The organism is Dactylosporangium sp. NPDC000555 (assembly GCF_040300025.1).
Classification (GTDB): domain Bacteria; phylum Actinomycetota; class Actinomycetes; order Mycobacteriales; family Micromonosporaceae; genus Dactylosporangium.
The window spans coordinates 1-20,267 of the sequence record NZ_JBEPDB010000024.1; the positions used below are offsets into that span (position 1 = coordinate 1).

The following is a 20,267-nucleotide window of genomic DNA, read 5'->3' on the forward strand; positions in this document are numbered from 1 at the left end:
GAGGGTCTCACAGGCCCGTTCGTAGGGCAGGTGCTGGTAGCCGACCAGATAGGCGCCGACCGCTCGTACCCGTGGTCCGTACCGGCGTCGGCGCGCCCACCCCGCCCGGCGCCGCAGCCATGGTGAGGGTCCCGCACCGGCAGCGGCGGTGCTCCAAGCGGTGTTCGGTCACCTGCAGGCGCACCTGCGGCAGGTCGAACACCTGCCGGGCCTCGACCGACGTCACCGGCGCCGACCGCAACGAGCGGCCGCAGCCGTCACACGCACCCGGCGCGTGCACGAGCACCCGATCCGGCGCTTCGACCTGCCGCAACGTGAACCCGGGCTCGCCGGGCCGCTTGCCCGCCGCCCGGCCTGAGGACTGCCGTCGTGACCGCGGCGGCGCTTGCACCGGCCCATCCGACGACGGCGGCTTCGACGACGTCCGAGAATCCTTGCGCAACAACGCTTCCAGCTCGGCGACCCGGCGGGTCAACGCCTCAATCCTGGCGTCCCGCTCCGCGATCATCGCGTCCCGCTCCGCGAGCGATGCCTCCAGCCGCGCAAGCCGCTGCAGCACCTGCACGACGGACGCCGAATCGGACACGCCGCCCAGGATGCACCAGAACACCCGCCAAGATCAAGAGCAGCTCAACCAAGAACCTGCTGAATGGTTACTCGCCACGCGACACGAGTTTTAGCCCGTACGGACGTACTGTTATTCGCTGCGGAACACTCTGAGCTGCAGCGTTACTACCACGCCTGGCACGACGCCGCGCCCGGATCGCGGCGCTCGGTCCAATCCGGAAACGATGCTGAGCTGCAGTTTCACGGTCACGACGACCGGCATGCCGCTCAGCGACCCCAAAACTCACCCCGCACTGCGCCGGCCACGAGCGACGGCCACTGTGGACGATCACGACACACCACCGACACGTACGGCCGTATTGTGATCTTGCCCCCACGACATCCCGCGCGACCGCCAGCGCCCTCCAGAGCAACAGCGCATCTAAGCTAAACCAAGCCTGCCAAGCTGGTCGCAACGCATGCCGAGGCTCAGAGCTCGGCCGCTGTCCGGCGCTTGATAGCACGGATCGCAGAGACCGCTACCGCTGCGATTTCTGGGTCGGAGATGTACAGACTCGGGCGACTTGCTTCCGTAGCTTCACGTCGGCATGCATCCGCATGTGCCCCCGGCCACGACGCGCCAGAAGCGCCCTGCCATGCCGCCGTTCGCGACGTGGCCACCAAGCGACGACTCTTTAAGCCCTGAACCGCACGGTCGCCAGCGGAAGCGTGCCCCGTTCACCGGGCAAGAGCTCGATCGGCGCCAGTGCGCTGGCCGCTGGCATCCACGGGTCAAGGATTTCGGCATGGATGAAGCGAGACCACTTGACCAGCCTTGGCCCGAAGCGCTGGGCTTGTGCCGTGCTTGCTCGTCGAGACACTTCGGGACCGCTGATCCTGTCAGCGTCCTTGGGCGGCCCGGTACTGGTCGATGATCTTTGCAGTGAAGCATGCACACGGCGAGCGCGTTGCCGCCGTCGCGCCTAGATCCGGTATCACAGCCGTCGCCTCGGCGAACCCCCTCGACTGCTGCGGCTTTGGCGATCCCAAGATCGGCGTGCGCCTGTCCGTCGTGACGGCCCGTTCGTGCGGATCAACCCGCTGGCGGCGTCTGCACCCTCGAGATGCTCCTGGCGCCGGCGTCTTTCTATAGCGACGAGTGCAACGCCGGTGAGAACGTCGACTTGGTCCGCAACTGGCCGGATGAGTATTCATTCATCCGCGTCGTTCGCCGCATCCATTGCCGAACGTAGTGAAGATAATGCATTCTGTGTGGCTGAATAACGGGGAGGCGTGCCTTGGAGTCGAGATCGACAACGAATGCTGACGTGCGGACACTCACCCGGGCACTTGTCACGCACCTGCTGGATCAGCTGCGCAGCCGCCGGACGATGGTACGTGACATCAGGCCGGACAAACCGATCTGGCTTCTCGAGGAGCTCCCACCAGGCGATACGATCATGCTCGCTGAACGCGAGTCTCCGGCCAGGCCGCCAACACTGCCAGATATTCTGCGCGGTCGCATCGACCGTCGCGATCTTACCCGCGTGGAGCAGCCGTGGCCACAGCTGCGGCCGGTGCGAGGTGAACCGTCGGCGCCGGACGCTGTCCACGACGCCTTCCAGGCCTGGTACGAACGGTGGCAACGGTGGGCTACCGACGAGCTGGACCACGACCGCCCTGGCCGCCGGGCACACTACGAACAGTTGCGCGACCTGCGACGCAGCGCTGCAGAGCAGCAGGAATCCCACGAGCTGGTACTGGGTGTGGGGTTGGTGAGTGCCGTCGACGCACGGGGCGATGCCGTGTGCCGGCATGTGCTGGTCTGGGACGTGACGATTGAGCTCGACCAGGGCACCGAGGCGTTGCGTGTGGTCCTGCCGCGCGGCGTGCGTCCTCGCGTCGAGGATCAGGAGTTTCTGTCGTCGGTCCACGGGTTCCGGCCACCGGGCGGTGGTTCGCCGTGGAAGGTTGTCGACGGCCCGGACGGCGGTCCGCTAGAGGCGACAACGGAGGCGTGGTTGGGCCGCTGGTGCGGTCGTGCCTGGTCCGTGCCGGTGAGGTTCGACGCACACGGCAGTGGCGATCAGCTGCCGGAACCCGCAGGCGCGGTCACGGTCACTGCCTCACCAGCGTTGATGCTGCGGCAGCGGGATAAGACTGGTCTGGAGGCGTTTTACGGGCGCATCGCTGAGGCGCTGGATCAGCCAGGTGCGGCTGTGCCGCTAGGACTGGCGCAGCTGGTTATGCAGCTGGACGCTGAGCAGCGGATGCATTGGCCGCGTGCCAAGCGTGACGAGCGGCCGTTGTTCCGCGACGATCCGTTGCTACCGTTGCCGGCCAACGAGCAGCAGTTGCGGATCATCGGGAAGCTCCGCGAGGACACCGGCGTCGTGGTGCAGGGCCCGCCCGGCACGGGCAAAACGCACACCATCGTCAACCTGCTCACGGCGTTGCTGGCCGAGGGTGTCCGCGTACTCGTCACCAGCGAGAAGGACGAAGCGCTGCGGGTCTTGCGGGACAAACTGCCAGAGCCCGTACGGCCGTTGTGCGTGCCGATGACCAGGTCCCGGGGTGGCGGTAGCGACGAACTGGATCGCGGTATCGCTGCCCTGACCGAGCTGGCCGCGACCGCCAGCGTCGAGTCGCTGCAGCGTGACATCGCACATATCCAACGCCAGCGTGATCGGGCGAAGAAACGGCTCGACGCCGTCGATCATGCGCTGCGTCTATCGCGGGAGGCCGAGCACACTAGGCACCCGGAGATCGCCCCTGGCTACGGCGGAACGCTGGTGGAGCTGGTGACGGCCATCAACGCCGGCCGGGAGAGGTACGCATGGATCGACCCGTTGCCGACTGATGCACCCGCCGAGCCGCCGTTGACCGGGCCGGACATGCAACGACTGCGCGCTCTGTTGGCAACCGCGACGCCTGAGCAAGCCAGACGGGCCGGTCAAGCAATGCCCGACCCAGCGCAGCTGCCGAGACCGACCGAGCTGCAGGCCGCGTTCGATGCACTGAACCAAGCGCAGCAGATCCTCGGCTCGCACCCGGGCCCCGATCCCGCTGGGCTCTCCCTGGCCCGGTTCACCGACGGTCTGATCGCGGCGCTGACCGTCGAGGTCAACGCCGCGGCGACGGTCCTGCGCAGGTCCGGACTCGTGGAACTCATCGACGACTGGCCGATCGACGATTGGCAGCGCAGAACGGCCGCGGCGATCCTGAGCCGCCGCGATCCGGCGTCCCTGGCCATGCTATTCGACGATGTCATGCGGCTCAGGCCGCTCATGGACGCCGCCTCGGCCGTCCTCGCCGCCCACGACGTCGAGCTCGACGCCGGCACGCCACCGGGGCGTCTGCTCGGCCAGGCCAAGCGGTTGCGGACGTACGTATCGCGGGGCGGCCGCATCCGCCGCTTCCGGCCGGCGCAGGCCCAGGCCGATGCCGCCGAGCTGCTCGAGTCGTGCACCGTGGACGGGGCTCAGCCGCACACCACCCGGGAACTGACCGCTCTGATCACCGTCCTGCAGGCCGATCAGGCCGTCACCGCGGTTCTCGATGACTGGTCGAACTGGACCGATAGCAGCGCGCAGCCAGCCGGGGGCTCCCTGCGACGGCGCTTCGCCCGGGTGCACGACCTCGCCGGCGGCATCAGCGCCTTGCGCAAACTCGGCGACACACGCGACACCATCGAGCATCTGCTGCACCGGGCCGACATCCCGTTCACCATCCGCAGCATCCACGACTGGGATCTGCTCGTTCGCGTCGTGCGTAGCGCTCCTACCGTCATCGCCGGCCACCAAGCCGCGCAGCAGCTGGACCGCCACGTCGCCGGACTCGCCAGCTTCTCGCTGCGGCCCGACGCAGCCCCGGAGACCGGCGACCTGGCAGCAGCGCTGCGCGGACGCGACCTGGCCGGCTACGCCAATGCCTTCAACGCGCTCGAGGTGGCATGGGACGAGCGGCGGGTCCACGAGGAGCGCAGCACACTAGCCGATTGCCTGGCCGGAGCCCACCCGGCACTCGCCGCACAGTTGCAGGCCACGGTCGGCGACGAGGCCTGGGCCGACCGGCTCGACGACTTCGAGTCCGCCTGGAACTGGGGCCGGGCCGTCATCTACCATCGTGCGGTCCGCGAACACGGCCCGGACGAACACCTTGAGCATGTCGTGGAAGAAGCCGAGCAGTTCCTCGGCCGGCTCACGACTGAATTGGCCTCCAAGCAGGCCACGCTGCGGTGGCGGGAACGCCTCACACCCCACCAACAGCAGGACCTGCAGTCCTACCGCAGCTTCATGCGCCGGGCCGGCAAAGGCAAAGGCCCGCACAGCGCCGCGCACCAGGCCGCGGCCCGCGACGCCATGCAGTCGGCGATGCACGCCGTGCCCGCGTGGGTGATGCCCATCAGCCGGGTCGCGGAGGTCCTCCCGCCCGACCCGGACTCGTTCGACGTCGTCATCATCGACGAGGCCAGTCAGGCCGAAGTCGACGCACTCTTCTTGCTGTGGCTCGCCCCGCGGGTCGTGGTCATCGGTGATGAATACCAATGCGCGCCGGGCCAGCGCAAACCCGACGCGATCCGAGCCACGCAACTCAGTCTGAACCGGCACCTCGCCGCGATGGACCTACGGCTGCGGCACGCCTTCAACGCCCAGTCCAACCTCTACGAACTGCTGAGCACCCGGCTGCCGGACCAGATCCGCCTGACCGAGCACTTCCGCTGCATGCCCGAGATCATCGGCTGGTCGTCGCAGCGGTTCTACGAGCCGAACCTGATCCCACTGCGGCAATTCGGTGCCGACCGGCTCGACCCGCTGCAGGTGGTCCCGGTCGCCGACGCCGATTTGGAGGGGGCAGGCGCGACGCTGCGCAACCCGACCGAGGCACAGCAGATCGTGGAGAAGGTGTCGGGTATGGTCGCCGACCCGCGCTATCAGGGCAGGACCATCGGCATCATCGTGCTCCACGACTGCCGGCAGAAGGCGTTGCTCGACCAGATGCTGTCGCAGCGGCTCGGCGCCGCCGACATGGCCAGATTCAAGATCCGGGTCGGCTCCCCCACCGACTTCCAGGGCGCCGAACGCGACGTGATCCTTCTGTCGATGGTGGTGACCGACGCCTCGCAGGCCATCAACGGTCCGCAGGTGCAGCGGCGTTACAACGTGGCGGCCAGCCGCGCCCGCGACCAGATGTGGCTGTTCCACTCCATCCACCCGGCGCGTCGGCCGAGCAGTGGCATGCGCTACGAACTGCTGCACTACATGGAACAACCGCCGGAAGACCTCAACGCCGACCCCGCGCTCGACCTGGTGCCAGCACAGCGCTTGACGCCGCCGTTCCGCTCGCCGCTGCAGCAGCAGGTGTTCCTGAAGCTGCGCCAGCGCGGGTTCGCCACACTGCCGAACTACCCGATCGCCGAGCACACCATCGACCTCATCGTCGTCGGTGACAACGCCCGGCTCGGGGTTGAATGCGATACCCCGTCCGCCACGACAAGCTTCGAGGAGATCGAGCGGGCGTTGCAGCGTGAACGCGACCTGCGCCGCGCCGGATGGGTCATCGTCCGGATCCGGCACAGCGAATACCTGCTAGACGCCGACGCCGCTCTCGAGCCGCTCTGGCAGCGGATCGAGGACCGAGGCATTAGACCGCGCCCCCTTCCGCGGCGCAATGCCACCGCGCCAGACCTTGTGGGCATCGACGACAGCGATCCATACCCGGCCGATGAAGTAGACGACGACGTTTCCCTGTCGTAGGAGGCAGCATGCTGGAACAGCTCGACGACAACACGGTAGAGGAGATCGCCCGGATCGCCTGCGGCGGCGAGGGCTATCCCGTCTACCGCCGCGGCGCGGACCTGCCCAAACTGTTGCGGCAGTCCGGCTGGCAGGACGTGCCGGACTACCACGGCGATCAACGCCGCGCCTGGCTAGTCGAGCAGCTGCTCAGCCGGCGCAATGAGCCCAGCGCGCTCGACGCGGTGGTGTGCCGGCTCGCCGACAACCGCGAATACGTGGCCCGCAACGAACCGCTGGCAGCCGCCGAGGTCGCCGCGAAACTCAACCAAATCCTGGTCTTCGAAGGGTTCGAAGTCGCCCACCACCGGGGCCGGCCAACCGTGCGCCCATACCGGCCCGAACCCGAAACCGCGCCGGGCGAGCCTGGGGGCTCGCTTCACGTCGCCATGACCGACCTCGTCAGCGACCCAGCGCTCGCCGAAGTGTTGCAGGGACGCCTCGACGAAGCGCGCATCTGCGATCGCAACGGAGCGTTCGCAAGTGCCATCATCATGCTCGGAAGCCTGCTCGAGGGGGTCTTGCTCGACGCCGCCATGACCCGCCTGCCCGAACGCGAACGTCCAGCCGGGCGGGACTTGGCCCTTCAACGTTTGATCAACCTTGCGCACGAGCACAAATGGATCCAGGCCGACGTCCACGGCTTCGCCGACAAGCTGCGCGAGTACCGCAACCTCGTCCACCCGAACGCCCAGATCCGCAAAGGACACGCACCCGACCGCGACACGTTGAACATGTGCTGGCCGGTCATCAACGCCGCACTCAACGACCTGGCCGCAACGAGCATCGCCCCCTGACACGCTTCGGAGGATCTCGATACATCCCCAGCCGGACAACGGGGCTGTCGTTCGCCCAACGCATCCGCATTGCGTCCGCACGTCGGTGGCTGGATCCGGTGGCGTCAAGATCGGTGTCGCCACGAGCCTGCGCCGCGCCGACTTTGACACCGCCCGGGTCTTCCCAGTCCCCGGCAACGCGACGCAGTTCCCGCTGACCGATGGCCAACGGGCAACCCTCGCATACTTCGCGCCGCAGCGAACTGACGCTCTAAGATGATCCGGTACGCGGACATGCCGCCGAGCGAGCACGTTGGTACGCCGATGCGTCGGTTACCGTCCGTCCATGGCCGTCCTCAGGGGCGCGATCATCCTGTCCGGGCCGATGTGCGTGCTCTGTGCGAGTCGCACGCCACGCCTCGAGCGTTCGCTGCGCCTGTCATGCACGAGCGCCAGGCATACTCGTGCTGTGGCAGCACGAGTGCGCACCCAGCCCTGGGCTCCCTGCGCAACCGACGCGAACCTCCGAACGCCCCCAACCTCTGTCGGACCGGGAAACTGTCCACCCGGCGGCGACCTCGATCTCCACGTCGGCTGGGACCGTTTCGAGAAGCTCATGTTGGATCTTGTCCAGCGTGTCCTAGGTATGCGCGGCGTCCGGTTCCGCCGCTACGGAACACTTGGCCAGAAACAGCATGGGATCGATCTGGCCGGCCGGAATCCCGACGGCGCCTATGTGGTCGTGCAGTGCAAGGACTACAAGTCCTTCACGAAGGCCGACCTGCGCAAGGCCGTCGCCGCTTCTCCTCGACGCCGAACGGCAGGCCGCGGCGGGCGAACAGCTCGGCCTCGGCGACGCTCCAGCCGGGTTCGGTTTCCACGAGCAGGCCGTGGCAGTCGAACACCACCCCGTCCGGCGTCCACGACCCGAACACGTCGGCGGCCGTCGGCACGGTCGCGGGCTGGCCGGTCACGGACGCCCGATCAGCAGGCGCAGCGACCCGGCGAACATCGGCTGGGTGCGCAGGTGGCCGTGGCGTTCGTCCCACGTGCCGGTGTCGAGGTCGCGGCGCAGGTGCTCGACCGCGCGGGCCTCAGTGGCGTCGTCGACGAACGTCCACGCTGACTGCGACCGGCGCACTGCGGGGTCGAGGAACCGTTCGGGGCGGGCGTAGAACGCCTCGGTGAACCCGTCGACGCAGTCGATCGGGACCGGCACGTCCTGGATGTCGCAGCGGGTGCCGATGTGGGCGGCGATGAGGTTCAGGGGTGGGTAGCGGCGCCGTTCGGCGGCGATGAGCTCGGGTGCGTACTCGGCGAGCCAGAGCAGATCGAGGGCGTCGCCGTCGAAGGTGAGCACGACGACCGGGCCGCGGGCGACCCGCCGCAGCTCGCGGAGCCCGGCGACGGTGTCCGACCACTGATGCACGGTGACGCAGGCGAGGGCGGCATCGAAGGTGTCGTCGTCGAACGGCAGCAGTTCCGCGGTCGCGTTCAGGGCGGGGACCCGGCCGGGCGGGCGCTGGGCGCGCATCGCCGGGGACGGTTCGACGGCCACGACGTACCGGTCGGCGGGCTCGTACGAGCCGGCTCCGGCACCGACGTTGATGACCGTGCGAGCAGCGCCGAGAGCGGCGTGGACCTGGGCCTCGATCCGCGCGTCGGTGCGGCGCGCGGTGGCGTAGCCGTGGCCGTGGCGGCCGTAGTCGACGTCTCCGGCGGTCATGCGCGGCTCCTCCTGTCGCTGATGGTCACGGCTGGAGGCGTTGCGCCGTCCAGCCGCCGGGGTGGCGGTCGTAGCGAAGGCGGCGGTGCAGCCGGTCGACGCTGCCGTGCCAGAACTCGATCGCGGCCGCCTCCAGGCGGTACCCGGCCCAGCCGTCCGGGCGGGCGATCGACCCGCCGGTGGCGAGGAGGTCCGCGGCGCGCTGCCGCAGGGCGGCCTCGTCGTCGAGGGGTGTGCTCTGCCGGGACGCGGCGGTGGTGGCCTGCGCAGCGGCGGGGCGCTCGGCGAATAGGACGTCGGACTCGCCGGGCGGCAGCTGGCGGACGGGTCCGGCGACGTGGATCTGCTGGAGGGTCTCGCGCCAGTAGAACGTCGCCGACGCGTAGGGGCGGGCGGCGAGGTCGGTGCCTTTACGGCTGCCGGTGTGGGTGGTGAACACCAGCCCGTGTTCGTCAAGGTCCTTGAGCAGCACCACGCGGCTGGACGGCAGGCCGGCGGCGTCCGCGGTGGCCAGGACGATCGCCTGCGCCTCCCGGACTCCGTACGCGACCGCGGCGTCGAGCCACGTGCGCAGCAGCCGGAGCGGGGCGGCGGGCGGTTCGTCGAACTCGGGCAGCACCAGCGTGGCGTCGCCGGTCAGCGTGTCGGCCATCGCACCGTCTCCCCCGACTGTCGATCACGACCGTTCTGCTGCAACGGTAACGACCGCACCGACTACGCCGCGACCCGTTTGCGGGGTCGGCTGCGCCACACGAACCTGCACCCGCCGGTCCAGGTTCGGCCCAGCCTGTTCGAAGTCAGGCGGTCGCGCTGACGTACACCCAGGCCCGAACGCCGGATGCGAGGGACACCAGGATGCGGTGGTAGTCGTCGACCTCGTAGCCGTCGGCGGCGACGAGGTCGTCGTCGGTCACCTCGAACACCACACCCGGCACCTGGTCGGCGTCGTCGCCGGTGGCCACGACGATCGGGTGGTGGGTCTCGCCGCTGACGGCGAGGACGTCGGGGTCGGTGATCTCCAGGAGGCGGGTCGCGTAGCCGGGCAGGGCGTCGGCGCGGCCGGTGAGCTCGCGGCCGAAGTTGGCCCGCTGGACCGCCGGGTCGCGCAGCGTGCCGTAGGAGAAGAGCAGAGGCATACCCGCGATCTTGCAACCCCGCCGAAGCTCCCGGATCCGGCCCCCGGGCCGCGTCTCGGCTTCTAGGATCGACGAGACACGATGCGCAGCGCGCACCGGGTGCGCGACGCGACAGGCCCGCCGGATGGCCATGGCCACCGCCTCAACGAGGAACAGCCATGCGTTTCTCTGCGCGCCGCCGTCTCACTATCCTGGCCGCCGCCGTCCTCGCCGCGGTCGCGCTGACCGCCGGGTCGGCCAGCGGTGCGCCGAGCACCGGCCAGGCACCGTCCACCGCGCGGCACCGGGCGGTCCTGGTGGTGGACGGCGCGGTCGCGCACCGGCTGCGGCTGAACCTGGCCGACCTGGCGGCGCTGCCGCAGCAGACGATCACGGTCACGTTCCAAAGCGGTGCCGGCCCGCAGACGCACACGTACACCGGACCTTTGCTGCTCGACGTGCTCGGCCAGGCGCAGCCGCGGTTCGACCCGGCGGTGAAGAACGACAAGCTCCGCCACGTGGTCACGGCGACCGGCAGCGACGGCTATCAGACTGCGGTGGCGTGGGGTGAGTTCGACCCGGACTTCGAGCACAAGACGATCCTGGTCGCGGTCACCGAGGACGGGACGCCGCCCGCCGACGGTCTGCCCCGCCTCGTTGCGCCCGGCGATCAAAGGCGGCCGGTACGTGTCGAGTCTCATCCGCCTGCAGCTGCACCACTGACGGCCCGGCAGAAGTTCCGGCGGGTACGGTGCTGGCATGAGCGGGGTTGAGGTCGTTTCCGAGCAGGAGCGGGCGGCGCGGCTTCTGGCCGCGGAGGTGCGTGCGCTGGAGCTGTTCGACGAGGTGGAGCGGCGCGGTCTGGTCGCGGCCGGACGGCGGGACCGGGAGGTCAGCGACGCCATCCGGGACCTGGCCGGCGAGCTGTTCGGCGTGGACCGGTTCTGGCACAAGCGGATCGTCCGCTCCGGCGAGCACACCCTGCGCCCGTACGCGGACAACCCGCCGGACCGGGAGATGACCGCGGACGACATTGTGTTCTGCGACTTCGGGCCGATCCTCGACGGGTGGGAGGCCGACCTCGGGCGCACGTTCGTCCTCGGCGACGACCCGGCCAAGCACCGCCTCCGCGACGACCTCGCCACGATCTTCGCCGCCGGGCAGCGGCACTTCCTCGACCACCCGGAGATCACCGGCGGGCAGCTGTTCACGCACGTCGAGACCCTCGCCGCGGACGCCGGGTGGGAGCTCGGCGCGGCGTTCGCCGGGCACCTGGTCGGTGACTTCCCGCACGAGCGGATCGACGGGGACAAGGTGTCCCTGTACATCACGCCGGGCAACGACCTGCCGATGCGCCGCCTCGACCCGGGCGGGAACCTGTGCCACTGGATCCTCGAGGTCCACCTCGTCGACCGCGGCCGCGGGTTCGGCGGCTTCTACGAGCAACTCCTGGACCTGCAGCACACGGCGGGCTGATTGCTCACAGCCGCTGTGGCGGGGTCGAGAGCGGTTGGTTGCGCCGGCGAACCACGAACGGCACGGCGGCGACACCCGGCTGCGGTTGAGTGGCCGGTATGTCCGCGACAGCGACGCCGGTGATCACGCCGCCACCGCACCGGTCCGCGGCCGGTCCGGCCGGGGTGTCCTGGGCGCGGGCGTATGCGACCGCGAGGGAGGTCGCGGTGGTGCTGCCGCCGGTGCGCCGGCCGGTCGCCGATGCGGTCGGGCAGGTCCTCGCGGAGCCGGTCGTCGCGGCCGTGGCCGCGCCGGCGTTCGCGGCCGCGGCGATGGACGGCTACGCTGTGGCCGGGTCCGGCCCGTGGCGGATCGTCGGCCGGGTCCTGGCCGGCGGGCCGGCGTTCGCCAGCCGGCTCGGCGGCGGCGACGCGGTCGAGATCGCCACCGGTACCCGCATGCCAGACGGCGCCGACGCGGTGCTGCCCTACGAGCGCTGCGACCGCCGGGACACCACCGTCAACGGGACCCGGCCTGCGAAGACCCACATCCGCTGCGCCGGTGAGGACGCGCGGCCCGGCGACCTGCTGGTCCCGGCCGGCCGCCAGGTCACCCCGGCGGTCGCCGCCCTAGCCGCGCAGGTCGGCGTCGACGAGGTCGAGGTCCGGCCCCGCCCGGCGGTCGACGTCATCGTCACCGGCGACGAGGTCGTGCTGTCCGGGACACCCGGCCCGGGGCAGGTCCGCGACGCGTTCGCGCCGCTCCTCGCCGCGGTCATCGCCCGGGCCGGTGGCCGGCTCGCCGGCTACCACCACGTCGCCGACGACCCCGGCGCCTTGCGCAAGACATTCGGCTCCGCGGCCGACGTCGTGGTGGTCACCGGGTCGTCGTCGGCCGGCGCCGCCGACCACCTCCGCACCGTCCTGGCCGGGCTGGCCGCGACCTGGCACGTCGACGGGGTCGAATGCCGGCCGGGCCACCCGCAAGGCCTCGCTGTGCTGGCCGGCGGGCGGCCGGTCGTCAGCCTGCCCGGCAACCCCTACGCCGGGCTCGTCGCCGCGCTCACCCTCCTCGAACCGGTCGTCGCCACCCTCGCCGGGCATCCCCACCGGCCGCTGCCGGTCCTGCCGGTCACCGGCCCGGCCGCCGTGTACCCCGGCGGCGCCAGGATCGTGCCGGTCCAGACCGACGGCGACGGCGACGGCGCCCGGATCGTGCCCGGCGCCCGCTCCGGCAGCCTCCGTGCCGCCGCGACCGCCGACGCCCTCGCCGTCCTCGACCCGGCCTGGACCACCGGCGCGCCGGCGCCGCTGCTGCGCCTGCCGTGAGCTGACCCCACGATCCGGCCAGTTGCGGCCGGGATCGCGCACCCATACCGCTATGTCAGCCGTCAGTCGCCCTACTCGACGCAGCACGCGACGAAGGGAGCCGAGTTCCCACGAGTCGTCGTGATGCTTGATGACTCAGAAGGGCCGTTCCCGGGCTACTCGTACGACAAGCTTCTCGGACTCGCGGAGCTGTCCGCGAAGGATCACGAGAACACAGCAAACGGCAAGGACAACGCGGTCGAGCGAACCCGGCGCCTGCTGTATGTCTGCGGCTCACGTGCTCGGGAGGAACTCGCCGTCGTCATCTACGCAGACAACGTCGAATCAGCGATCCTGTCCCGCAAGGTCACCAAACTGACGGACCGACCGCTGACGCTGAACGAGATCATCAATGAGATCGCGGCGCCTCCCCCGGGACATAGGCCATGACCAGGCTGCCAGTTGCGGTCTCCCGAATCTAGCCACCTTTCGCAAGTGTCCCTTGTAGACGGTGCTGCCGATGCCGCCTGTCGGCAGACTCTCGAAGTGACGCACTTGGCAGTGCCGTGGAGTCGAGACAATCACTCGATATGGGGTTCCCCCGATGGTCGGAAACGCCATTGTGGTTCGTGCCGGGCAGCGGTCCCATGAAGAAAGAGGGCCCACCTCAGGGCCTTACCGCAGTGGGCGGCGGAGGTTGTCATGGCCGATGTCGATGTGATCGTACGAAACCCGATAACCGGGTTGTTCGGGTTCCGGCTGGAGCTCGGTCGTGACCGTACCGGAGCGCGGATGCAGGCCAGACGGGGCGGGTTCGTCACGGAGCAGACCGCGCTGGCCGAATACCGGCGGCTGAGCCGGCAGCGTGACGCGCAACGACCCCGGCCCCGGCTATCCGACACGGTGCAGACGCTGTGCGAGGACTGGCTCACCGCCCGGACGTAAGAACTGCAGCCGAACACGGTCTACAACTACCGCTGCCTGCTCAACTTGATCTACCCGTATGTAGGCCGGGTACGAGCATCGCGGCTGAGCACCCGGATGACCGAACGCGCCTACCTGCAACTGGAGACCGCTGGCTATTCACGCACCACCTTGCGGACGTTGCATCTGGTGCTGGCCAAGGCGTTCGGCGAACAGACCGGCCGAACCCTAAACGCGCACAAACCACGGGAAACCGACGATCTGCGCCCGGTATGGACCCTGGCCGAAGCCCGAACCTTCCTCGACCATATTGCCGGTGACCGGCTGTACCCGCCGTGGCGGCTCCTCCTGACGACCGGTCTGCGCCGCGGCGAACTGTGCGGCCTGAAGTGGTGCGATCTAGAACCGGACCTCGCCACCCTTACCGTCCGCCGGCAACGAGTCGTCGAGGACCCCACCAGCCAGGTGCGGGACAAGCCGCCCAAGTCCCACAACGGCACCCGCAGCCTGCTCCTCGACCCGATCACCCTCACCGCCCTGACCAACAGCAGACCACGAGCGAAGACCGCACTCGTCGCCGGATACATGTTCACCGGCCGCCACGGCCAGCCACTGCGGCCGGACAACGTCAGCAGCCGATTCAACCAACTCGCCACCGCCGCCGGAGTCCGCCCGCTCGGACCCCACCAAATCCGCCACCTCCTCGCCTCCAACCTCCTCGACCTCGGATACGGCATCCCCGAAGTCGCCGAACGCCCCGGCCACGACCCCGCAACACTGCTGCGCTACTACACCCGCGTCAACGCCACACGCCGCCGCCAAGCCGCCCACGACCTCGCCGGCCTCATCACACCAGCAGCCGTCACCCACCTCGACACCGCAAACCGACCACCGAAACCAGCCTGAAGATCGACCCGACAGGCGCCCTCGCCTATGCCTGCAAAGTCCATCGTGGACGCGCCATCACGAACCGCACTTGACCCGAGGCGCTAACAAACGCGCTCACAGCGGAGATCAACTCCAGGTAGACGTGGCATCATCACGCAGCACCGGTCAGCACACAGACGTGCTAATATCGGCACCACACTTGGATGTGGGGATATAGGCCGACACGAGGCAACACTCCATAGTGGATCCGGTTCAATCCCCCCTGGGGGTCAAGGGGTCGTGGGTTCAAACCCCGCTGTCCCGACAGAGCAAAAGGCCAGCTCAGCTGGCCTTTTTTGTTGACGCAACTCGATGCATCAATCACCATGCGACACGAGTTTCAGCCCGTACGGGCGTACTGTTAGTCACCACGGAACGGCCTGACCTACGGCTCGACCCACCACGTGCGACACGCTGACGCGCAGCGCACACCCGCCCCGAAACACCGTTGAGCTGCAGTTTCACGGTCACGACGACCAGCACGCCGCTCAGCGACCCCAAAACTTGCCCCGCGCCATGAGCGAGGTCCACTGTGGACGATCACGACACGCCGCCGACACGTACACCCGTACTGTGATCACCAGAAACAGGCCAGACCGCATCCGCTGCGCACCAGTACAAGATCCACGGTCACTCCTGGAGATCGCCAGCGCCGCACAAGGTCACCCCACGCACTCGTACCGCCCCTCGCGGCGCGTCCGCAGCCCGGCCGCCGGTGTCGTGACCAGCCCCGTCGCGAGCTCGCTGCGTGCAGGGATCTGTCATGGTTCACCGACGCCGACGCCGACGCCGGCAAGGTCGCCACCGCCTGCTGGGGCTTAGCCTCAATCCGTGGACTGGATCGGTCCGTGATGCCCGGTAACGGCGTGGAGCTTGACGAGAGTGTCCTCTGAGCTGCGATGATCGGGTTGTCGAAGGGATGACCAGACACGACTCGGGCGGACACTCTCGGTGCAAGCACCTCACGCCTGGCGCGACGACAGCGCGGTGTTCGACGAGGACCAGGGCGAAGAACGTCAGGATCTCGTCGAGCAGCCGGCCTTGACGCGCTGCTTGGCGACGTTCGCGCCGAGTGAGAAACCCATCGGGTCGCTGTCCCGGCCCTTGGCAGCGGTGCAGCTGCGGCCCGTCCAAGCTCAGCAGACCAGCTGCCACCTTACTGCAGCTGCACGCCACTTATGATGGCGCGATGTCGCTCGCAGTGCGCTGGACTCGGCTGCTGATGGTGGTATCGGCAGCCGGCTTTACAGGTGCGGCCTTCGCAATCCGCGCCACGATGGACGGGCCCATCGAACAGTACTCAGGCGCCGCCTTGTCCGCGGCCATCGTCTACACGATAGTGATCTTCATATGGCCGCTGATCTCCCCACTGGCCGCCGGCAGCGCCGCGATCGCATACTGCTGGTTCATCGAGTTTGCACAGCTCACCCCCATACCCGCGGCACTCTCCCAACGCAGCTGGCTCGCGCGCCAGCTGCTAGGCGCCCAGTTCGACCTGATTGATGTTTCCTGGTACCCCGTCGGGGTCATCCCATTGGTCGCCGCGCATTGGTTCCTCCGTGCCCGCACACGTTCCCAAACAAACCCGACACCCGCTGAGCCTTAGGAATCCGTGGACGGAGATCGGTCCACTGTGGTCGGAAACGGCGTGGGGATGCGACGAGAGTGCCCTACCGGCTGGGATGATCGGGTTTGCCTAGAACCTTGATCAGACCGGCTCGGAAGGACACTCTCGGTGCAAGGATCGCACACCTGGCGCGGGGACAGCGCGGTATTCGACGAGGGCAATCTCGTGTCGCACGCAGGCCTCGTCCCACTGCTGGAACTGGCCCAGCAGACGAGACTGTCACAGTTGCTGGACGAGCACGTACGGTTCGTCGATGAGCGGATCAAGTCCGGGGCCGCCAACGCGACACCGAAACTGACCTCGATCATTGCCGGGATGGCCACCGGCGCGGACAGCATCGACGACCTCGACGTCATCCGTGCCGGTGACGGGCAAACTGTTCAGCGGCGTCTACGCCGCCACGACGTTGGGGATCCTGCTGCGGGAGTTCACCCACGGCCACACCCGGCAACTGTCGGCTGTGTTGCACCGGCACCTGCTTGCCCTCGCTTCGCGCACGCCGCTGCTGGCCGGCATCGACTTGCGCGTCTTCGTCGACATCGACTCGCTGCTGCGCCCGGTGTACGGCCACGCCAAGCAGGGCGCCTCGTTCGGCCACACGAAGATCGCGGGCAAGACCGTGCTGCGGCGTGGCCTGTCCCCGCTCGCAGTCACCATCAGCACCCCGCAAGCGGCGCCGGTGCTGGCCGGGGTCCGGCTGCGGGCCGGACGTGCCGGCTCCGGCAAGGGCGCAGCCAGCATGGTCAGCGAAGCGCTCACCACCGCGGTGGCGGCCGGCGCGGACCCGGCAAACATCCTGGTGCGCGGCGACTCCGCGTACTGCTCCGGCAAGGTCGTCACCTCTGTCGTCAAGGCGGGAGCGCAGTTCTCCCTCGCCATCGCCCGCAACTCCGCCGTCGACGCCGCGATCGCCGCCATCAACGACGAGCAGTACACGCCGGTGCGCTACCCCGGCGCGGTCATCGACCCGGACACCGGTGAGCTGATCTCCGACGCTCAGGTGGCAGAAACGCCGTACACCGCGTTCGCCGGCACCCGCCACGAGACCACCGGCTGGCTCGTCGCGCGCCGCGTGCTGGACGCCAACACCCAGGACCCGCTGTTCCCGGTCTGGCGCTACCACCCGTTCTTCACCAACACCACCGAGCCGGTCACCGACGCCGATCTCACCCATCGCCAGCACGCCATCTGCGAGACCGTCTGGTCCGACCTCATCGACGGCCCGTGGGCCCACCAACCCTCCGGCTCCTTCGGTGCCAATGCCGCCTGGACCATCCTCGCCGCGATCTGCCACAACCTGCTGCGCGCCGCCGGCACACTGACCGGTACCACCCGCTACGCCAAAGCCCGCGGCGCCACCCTGCGCACCCATCTGATCAGCATCCCGGCCCGGCTCGCCCGCCCCCAACGCCGCCCCATCCGGCACCTACCCACGCACTGGCCCCGCGCCCGAGCCTGGCTCACCTTCTGGAACGCCGTCTTCGCCGCCTGAGGCGGACAACCCCTGCCGCGCGCACCACCACGCAACACCCCCATCCCGCAACCGACCCGACAAACAGGAACCGAGCAGGCTGGACCGAGGGCCAGCAGTACAGCCACGCTCTCAACCCAACAAGATCAATTCGGTTCCATCCAAACACCCATGCCAGCGCCGATCCACGGATCGAGGCTTAGAAGGTGAGCGTCTGCGCCCCGATGCTTTCGCTGAACAAGTCGAGAACCGCTAGCCACGCCCGTGCGGCGTGCCCGGCGTGGAAGCCCACGCCGGGCACGGTGGGGTTGAGGTGGTCGGTGCCGCCGGTAGGTGACCCGTCAGGGTGGGTAGGAGCTGCCCAGAAGGCGTGTTTGGCTCCGCCGTAGATGTGTGCCCGCCAATCGACGCCGGCCTCCTGCAGCGCGCTGCCGAACGTGAGAATCTGAGCTGGAGTACAGAGCGGATCTTCGGAACCGGTACAGAGCAGGAAGATCCCGCCGGCGTTTGTCCAGTCCTCGGCACGCGGGGTCGGCAGGCCGGGGTGGATTACGCCGAGCGCTTTGAAGGGCACTCCCATCCTGGCGAGTTCCAGCACGATTCGACCGCCAGCCCCGAAACCGAGCGTGGCAAGTCGCGTGTGGTCGGCGCCGGGTTCGGCGAGCAGGACGTCGAGCGCGGCTTGGCCGATGGTCAGCATGCGGGCGGGGTCGGCCAACAGCGGCAGGGCCCGATCCAGCATCGCTTGCGGCTCGCCGAAGAAGGTCTGGCCGCCGTGGTAATCCATTGCGAAGGTCAGGTAGCCGCGTTCAGCGAGATCGTCGGCTCGGCCGCGTTGATAGTCGTCGAGACCGACTCCGTCGTGTCCCAGAAGCACAGCCGGCCATGGCCCACCGCCCTGTGGCCGCGACATGTGACCGATCATCGCCAGCCCGTCGATGTCATAGGTGACTTCCCGCGTTGCGATCACCAGATCGACACTAGGCCAGGCTGTGCGCTTTGTTGAACTGCGTTCGCTTTGAGCCAAACCGATGTCAACAGCAGCACCGCGACTACCCCAGCAGGAAGTCACGTCCGCTTCTGGTTCCCCTCTAGTCAGTTGCGGAAACCAGACGCGGGACCCGCCGAGTTGCAGCGTCGGTTGGGGTTGAACTCGACGAATTCGTCGCGGCCGCCGTCGCCGGACGGGCTGGGCAGGCCGAAACGTGTGTCTGGCAAGGCGTCCGGACGGAGTAAAGGCAAGCAGCCGGGATCGTCGGGGTCGACGTTGGCGTTGATCGCCCGGCCGGATCATGTGGTGGAGCACCGGCCGGACCGGTGCGCGAACGCGGTGTGCGGGGCGGCTCTCGGTGACCGGGCCGAGTATGCCCGGCAGCGGCGGCAGGTCTTCGAACTGCCGGAGCTGAAGATGGTGGTCACTGAGCACCAGATCGTGGCGGTGGCCTGCAACTGTGGTCATGTGACGATCGCCGACGTGCCGGCCGGGGTCAGCGGCCGGGTGCAGTACGGGCCGGCGGTCAAGGCGGCGGCGGTCTACGCGCGTGGGGCACAGTTCCTGCCGTATGCCCGTGCCGCCCGGCTGTTGGGTGACCTGGCCGGGGCGCGGGTGTCGACGGGGTTCGTCCACGGCGTGTTCCTCGAGGCCGCCGCGCGGCTGGCGCCGTTCACCGACCGGCTGCGGGAACTGCTACGCGCCGCGCCGGTGCCGCACGCCGATGAGACCCCAGCCCGCCTCGACGGCCGGTGGGGCTATGTGCACGTGGCCTGCACCGCTGACTACACGCTGTTCCACGTCGGTGGCCGTGCCGCGGCGGACGTGGACGCCGGTGGGGTACTGCCCGGCTTCACCGGCACCATCGTGCGCGACGGCTACGCCGCCTACCAGCACCTGCGCGACGCGACCCACGCCTGGTGCGGGGCGCACCTGCTGCGCGACCTCAAAGCCGTCCACGAAGCCGACCCCGCCGGGCAGTCCTGGGCCGAGGCGATGGCCACCACCCTGCTGATCGCCAAACAGACCACCGAACAGGCCGTCACCGACGGCCGTGACGCGCTCACCGAGCAGGAGATCTCCCGTATCGGCTCCTACTACGCCGGAGCCGTCGCGCACGGCCGGGCCGAGAACCCACCCGACCGAAACGGCGACCTGTCCCGCGCCGGCAAACTCGTCGAACGCTTCCACACCCACCGCGGCATGATCCTGCGCTTCGTGCTCGACCTGGCCGCGCCATTCACGAACAACACCGCCGAGCGGGCGCTACGGCCGATCAAACTCCAGCAGAAGATCTCCGCAACCTGGCGCGTCCTGCACGGCCTGGCCGCCTTCGCCACCGTGCGCTCCTACCTGGACACCGCCACCAAGCACGGCCAAGACACGCTCACCGTGCTCAAACAGTTGTTCACCACCGGCCCATGGATGCCCCCAGCGCCCTCAAGCTGAACACGTACGCCCTAAAACCTATGCAGTTCGCCGACCACTGCCACATGGCCCAACTCGAGCAGCCGGAGGAGCCGGCGTCCGCGGCCGATGTGACGGGTCGCGGACGCCGGCTCTCTGGTCGGGCCTGTGTGCTTGTTGGTTACGGGGAGTCCCCATCC

The 20,267-nt window shown here is 68.9% G+C and carries 16 protein-coding genes and 1 pseudogene; 11 read left to right on the forward strand and 6 right to left on the reverse strand.

Features of this window, described 5'->3' with window-relative positions:
* Nucleotides 1-7: 7 nt before the first annotated feature.
* Nucleotides 8-586 carry a DUF6444 domain-containing protein gene (locus ABT297_RS17015; protein ID WP_350549977.1) on the reverse strand — a complete coding sequence of 193 codons (579 nt, stop codon included), beginning with the start codon at nt 584-586 and terminating at the stop codon, nt 8-10.
* 1,288 nt (nt 587-1,874) lie between these two features.
* Between ABT297_RS17015 and ABT297_RS17020 the strand changes: the two genes are divergently transcribed.
* Nucleotides 1,875-6,302, forward strand: coding sequence for an AAA domain-containing protein (locus ABT297_RS17020; RefSeq protein WP_350549980.1), 4,428 nt, complete (start codon nt 1,875-1,877; stop codon nt 6,300-6,302).
* Between the two features lie 8 nt (nt 6,303-6,310).
* On the forward strand, nt 6,311-7,138 hold the full coding sequence (locus tag ABT297_RS17025) for a hypothetical protein (protein WP_350549982.1): 828 nt from the start codon (nt 6,311-6,313) through the stop codon (nt 7,136-7,138).
* A 746-nt stretch (nt 7,139-7,884) separates the two neighbouring features.
* Here ABT297_RS17025 and ABT297_RS17030 read toward each other — a convergent pair.
* The 4 genes from ABT297_RS17030 to ABT297_RS17045 all read right to left on the reverse strand — a co-directional run bounded on the left by ABT297_RS17030 (nt 7,885) and on the right by ABT297_RS17045 (nt 9,979).
* Entirely contained in the window at nt 7,885-8,091 is a 207-nt protein-coding gene (locus tag ABT297_RS17030) for an HAD family hydrolase (protein ID WP_350549985.1), read from the reverse strand.
* Entirely contained in the window at nt 8,088-8,843 is a 756-nt protein-coding gene (locus tag ABT297_RS17035) for a class I SAM-dependent methyltransferase (protein WP_350549988.1), read from the reverse strand. The genes ABT297_RS17030 and ABT297_RS17035 overlap by 4 nt, the downstream gene beginning before the upstream one ends.
* Before the next feature lie 25 nt (nt 8,844-8,868).
* Nucleotides 8,869-9,495 carry a phenazine biosynthesis FMN-dependent oxidase PhzG gene (phzG, locus tag ABT297_RS17040; protein ID WP_350549991.1) on the reverse strand — a complete coding sequence of 209 codons (627 nt, stop codon included), beginning with the start codon at nt 9,493-9,495 and terminating at the stop codon, nt 8,869-8,871.
* 145 nt (nt 9,496-9,640) lie between these two features.
* The gene (locus ABT297_RS17045; protein WP_350549993.1) at nt 9,641-9,979 is read right to left on the reverse strand and encodes a gamma-glutamylcyclotransferase family protein; all 339 of its coding nucleotides are present in this window, start codon (nt 9,977-9,979) and stop codon (nt 9,641-9,643) included.
* A gap of 158 nt (nt 9,980-10,137) precedes the next feature.
* On the opposite strand from ABT297_RS17045, the gene ABT297_RS17050 reads away from it, so the two are divergent.
* The 8 genes and pseudogenes from ABT297_RS17050 (at nt 10,138) to ABT297_RS17085 (ending at nt 17,690) form a co-directional block, all read left to right on the forward strand.
* Nucleotides 10,138-10,731: a molybdopterin-dependent oxidoreductase gene (locus ABT297_RS17050; RefSeq protein WP_350549996.1), complete on the forward strand. Its 594-nt coding sequence runs from the start codon at nt 10,138-10,140 to the stop codon at nt 10,729-10,731.
* Entirely contained in the window at nt 10,718-11,434 is a 717-nt protein-coding gene (locus ABT297_RS17055) for a M24 family metallopeptidase (RefSeq protein ID WP_350549999.1), read from the forward strand. The genes ABT297_RS17050 and ABT297_RS17055 overlap by 14 nt, the downstream gene beginning before the upstream one ends.
* A 98-nt stretch (nt 11,435-11,532) precedes the next feature.
* Nucleotides 11,533-12,741 carry a molybdopterin molybdotransferase MoeA gene (locus ABT297_RS17060; RefSeq protein WP_350550002.1) on the forward strand — a complete coding sequence of 403 codons (1,209 nt, stop codon included), beginning with the start codon at nt 11,533-11,535 and terminating at the stop codon, nt 12,739-12,741.
* 33 nt (nt 12,742-12,774) lie between these two features.
* A complete protein-coding gene (locus tag ABT297_RS17065) occupies nt 12,775-13,170 on the forward strand; it encodes a 3'-5' exonuclease (RefSeq protein ID WP_350550183.1) in 396 nt (131 codons plus the stop codon).
* Nucleotides 13,171-13,422: 252 nt separating this feature from the next.
* A complete protein-coding gene (locus tag ABT297_RS17070; RefSeq protein ID WP_350550004.1) occupies nt 13,423-13,665 on the forward strand; it encodes a hypothetical protein in 243 nt (80 codons plus the stop codon).
* A 96-nt stretch (nt 13,666-13,761) separates the two neighbouring features.
* Nucleotides 13,762-14,550: a tyrosine-type recombinase/integrase gene (locus ABT297_RS17075; RefSeq protein ID WP_350550006.1), complete on the forward strand. Its 789-nt coding sequence runs from the start codon at nt 13,762-13,764 to the stop codon at nt 14,548-14,550.
* 1,210 nt (nt 14,551-15,760) lie between these two features.
* Entirely contained in the window at nt 15,761-16,177 is a 417-nt protein-coding gene (locus tag ABT297_RS17080; protein ID WP_350550009.1) for a ribosomal maturation YjgA family protein, read from the forward strand.
* 129 nt (nt 16,178-16,306) lie between these two features.
* A pseudogene (locus tag ABT297_RS17085) lies at nt 16,307-17,690 on the forward strand (IS1380 family transposase).
* Nucleotides 17,691-17,868: 178 nt separating this feature from the next.
* Here the strand turns inward: ABT297_RS17085 and ABT297_RS17090 are convergent.
* Nucleotides 17,869-18,639 (reverse strand): dienelactone hydrolase family protein, encoded by a 771-nt coding sequence (locus tag ABT297_RS17090; protein WP_350550012.1) that lies wholly within the window; start codon nt 18,637-18,639, stop codon nt 17,869-17,871.
* Between the two features lie 159 nt (nt 18,640-18,798).
* Here ABT297_RS17090 and tnpC point away from each other — a divergent pair, with 159 nt between their 5' ends.
* The gene (tnpC, locus tag ABT297_RS17095) at nt 18,799-20,109 is read left to right on the forward strand and encodes an IS66 family transposase (RefSeq protein ID WP_350550015.1); all 1,311 of its coding nucleotides are present in this window, start codon (nt 18,799-18,801) and stop codon (nt 20,107-20,109) included.
* Nucleotides 20,110-20,267: the final 158 nt, after the last annotated feature.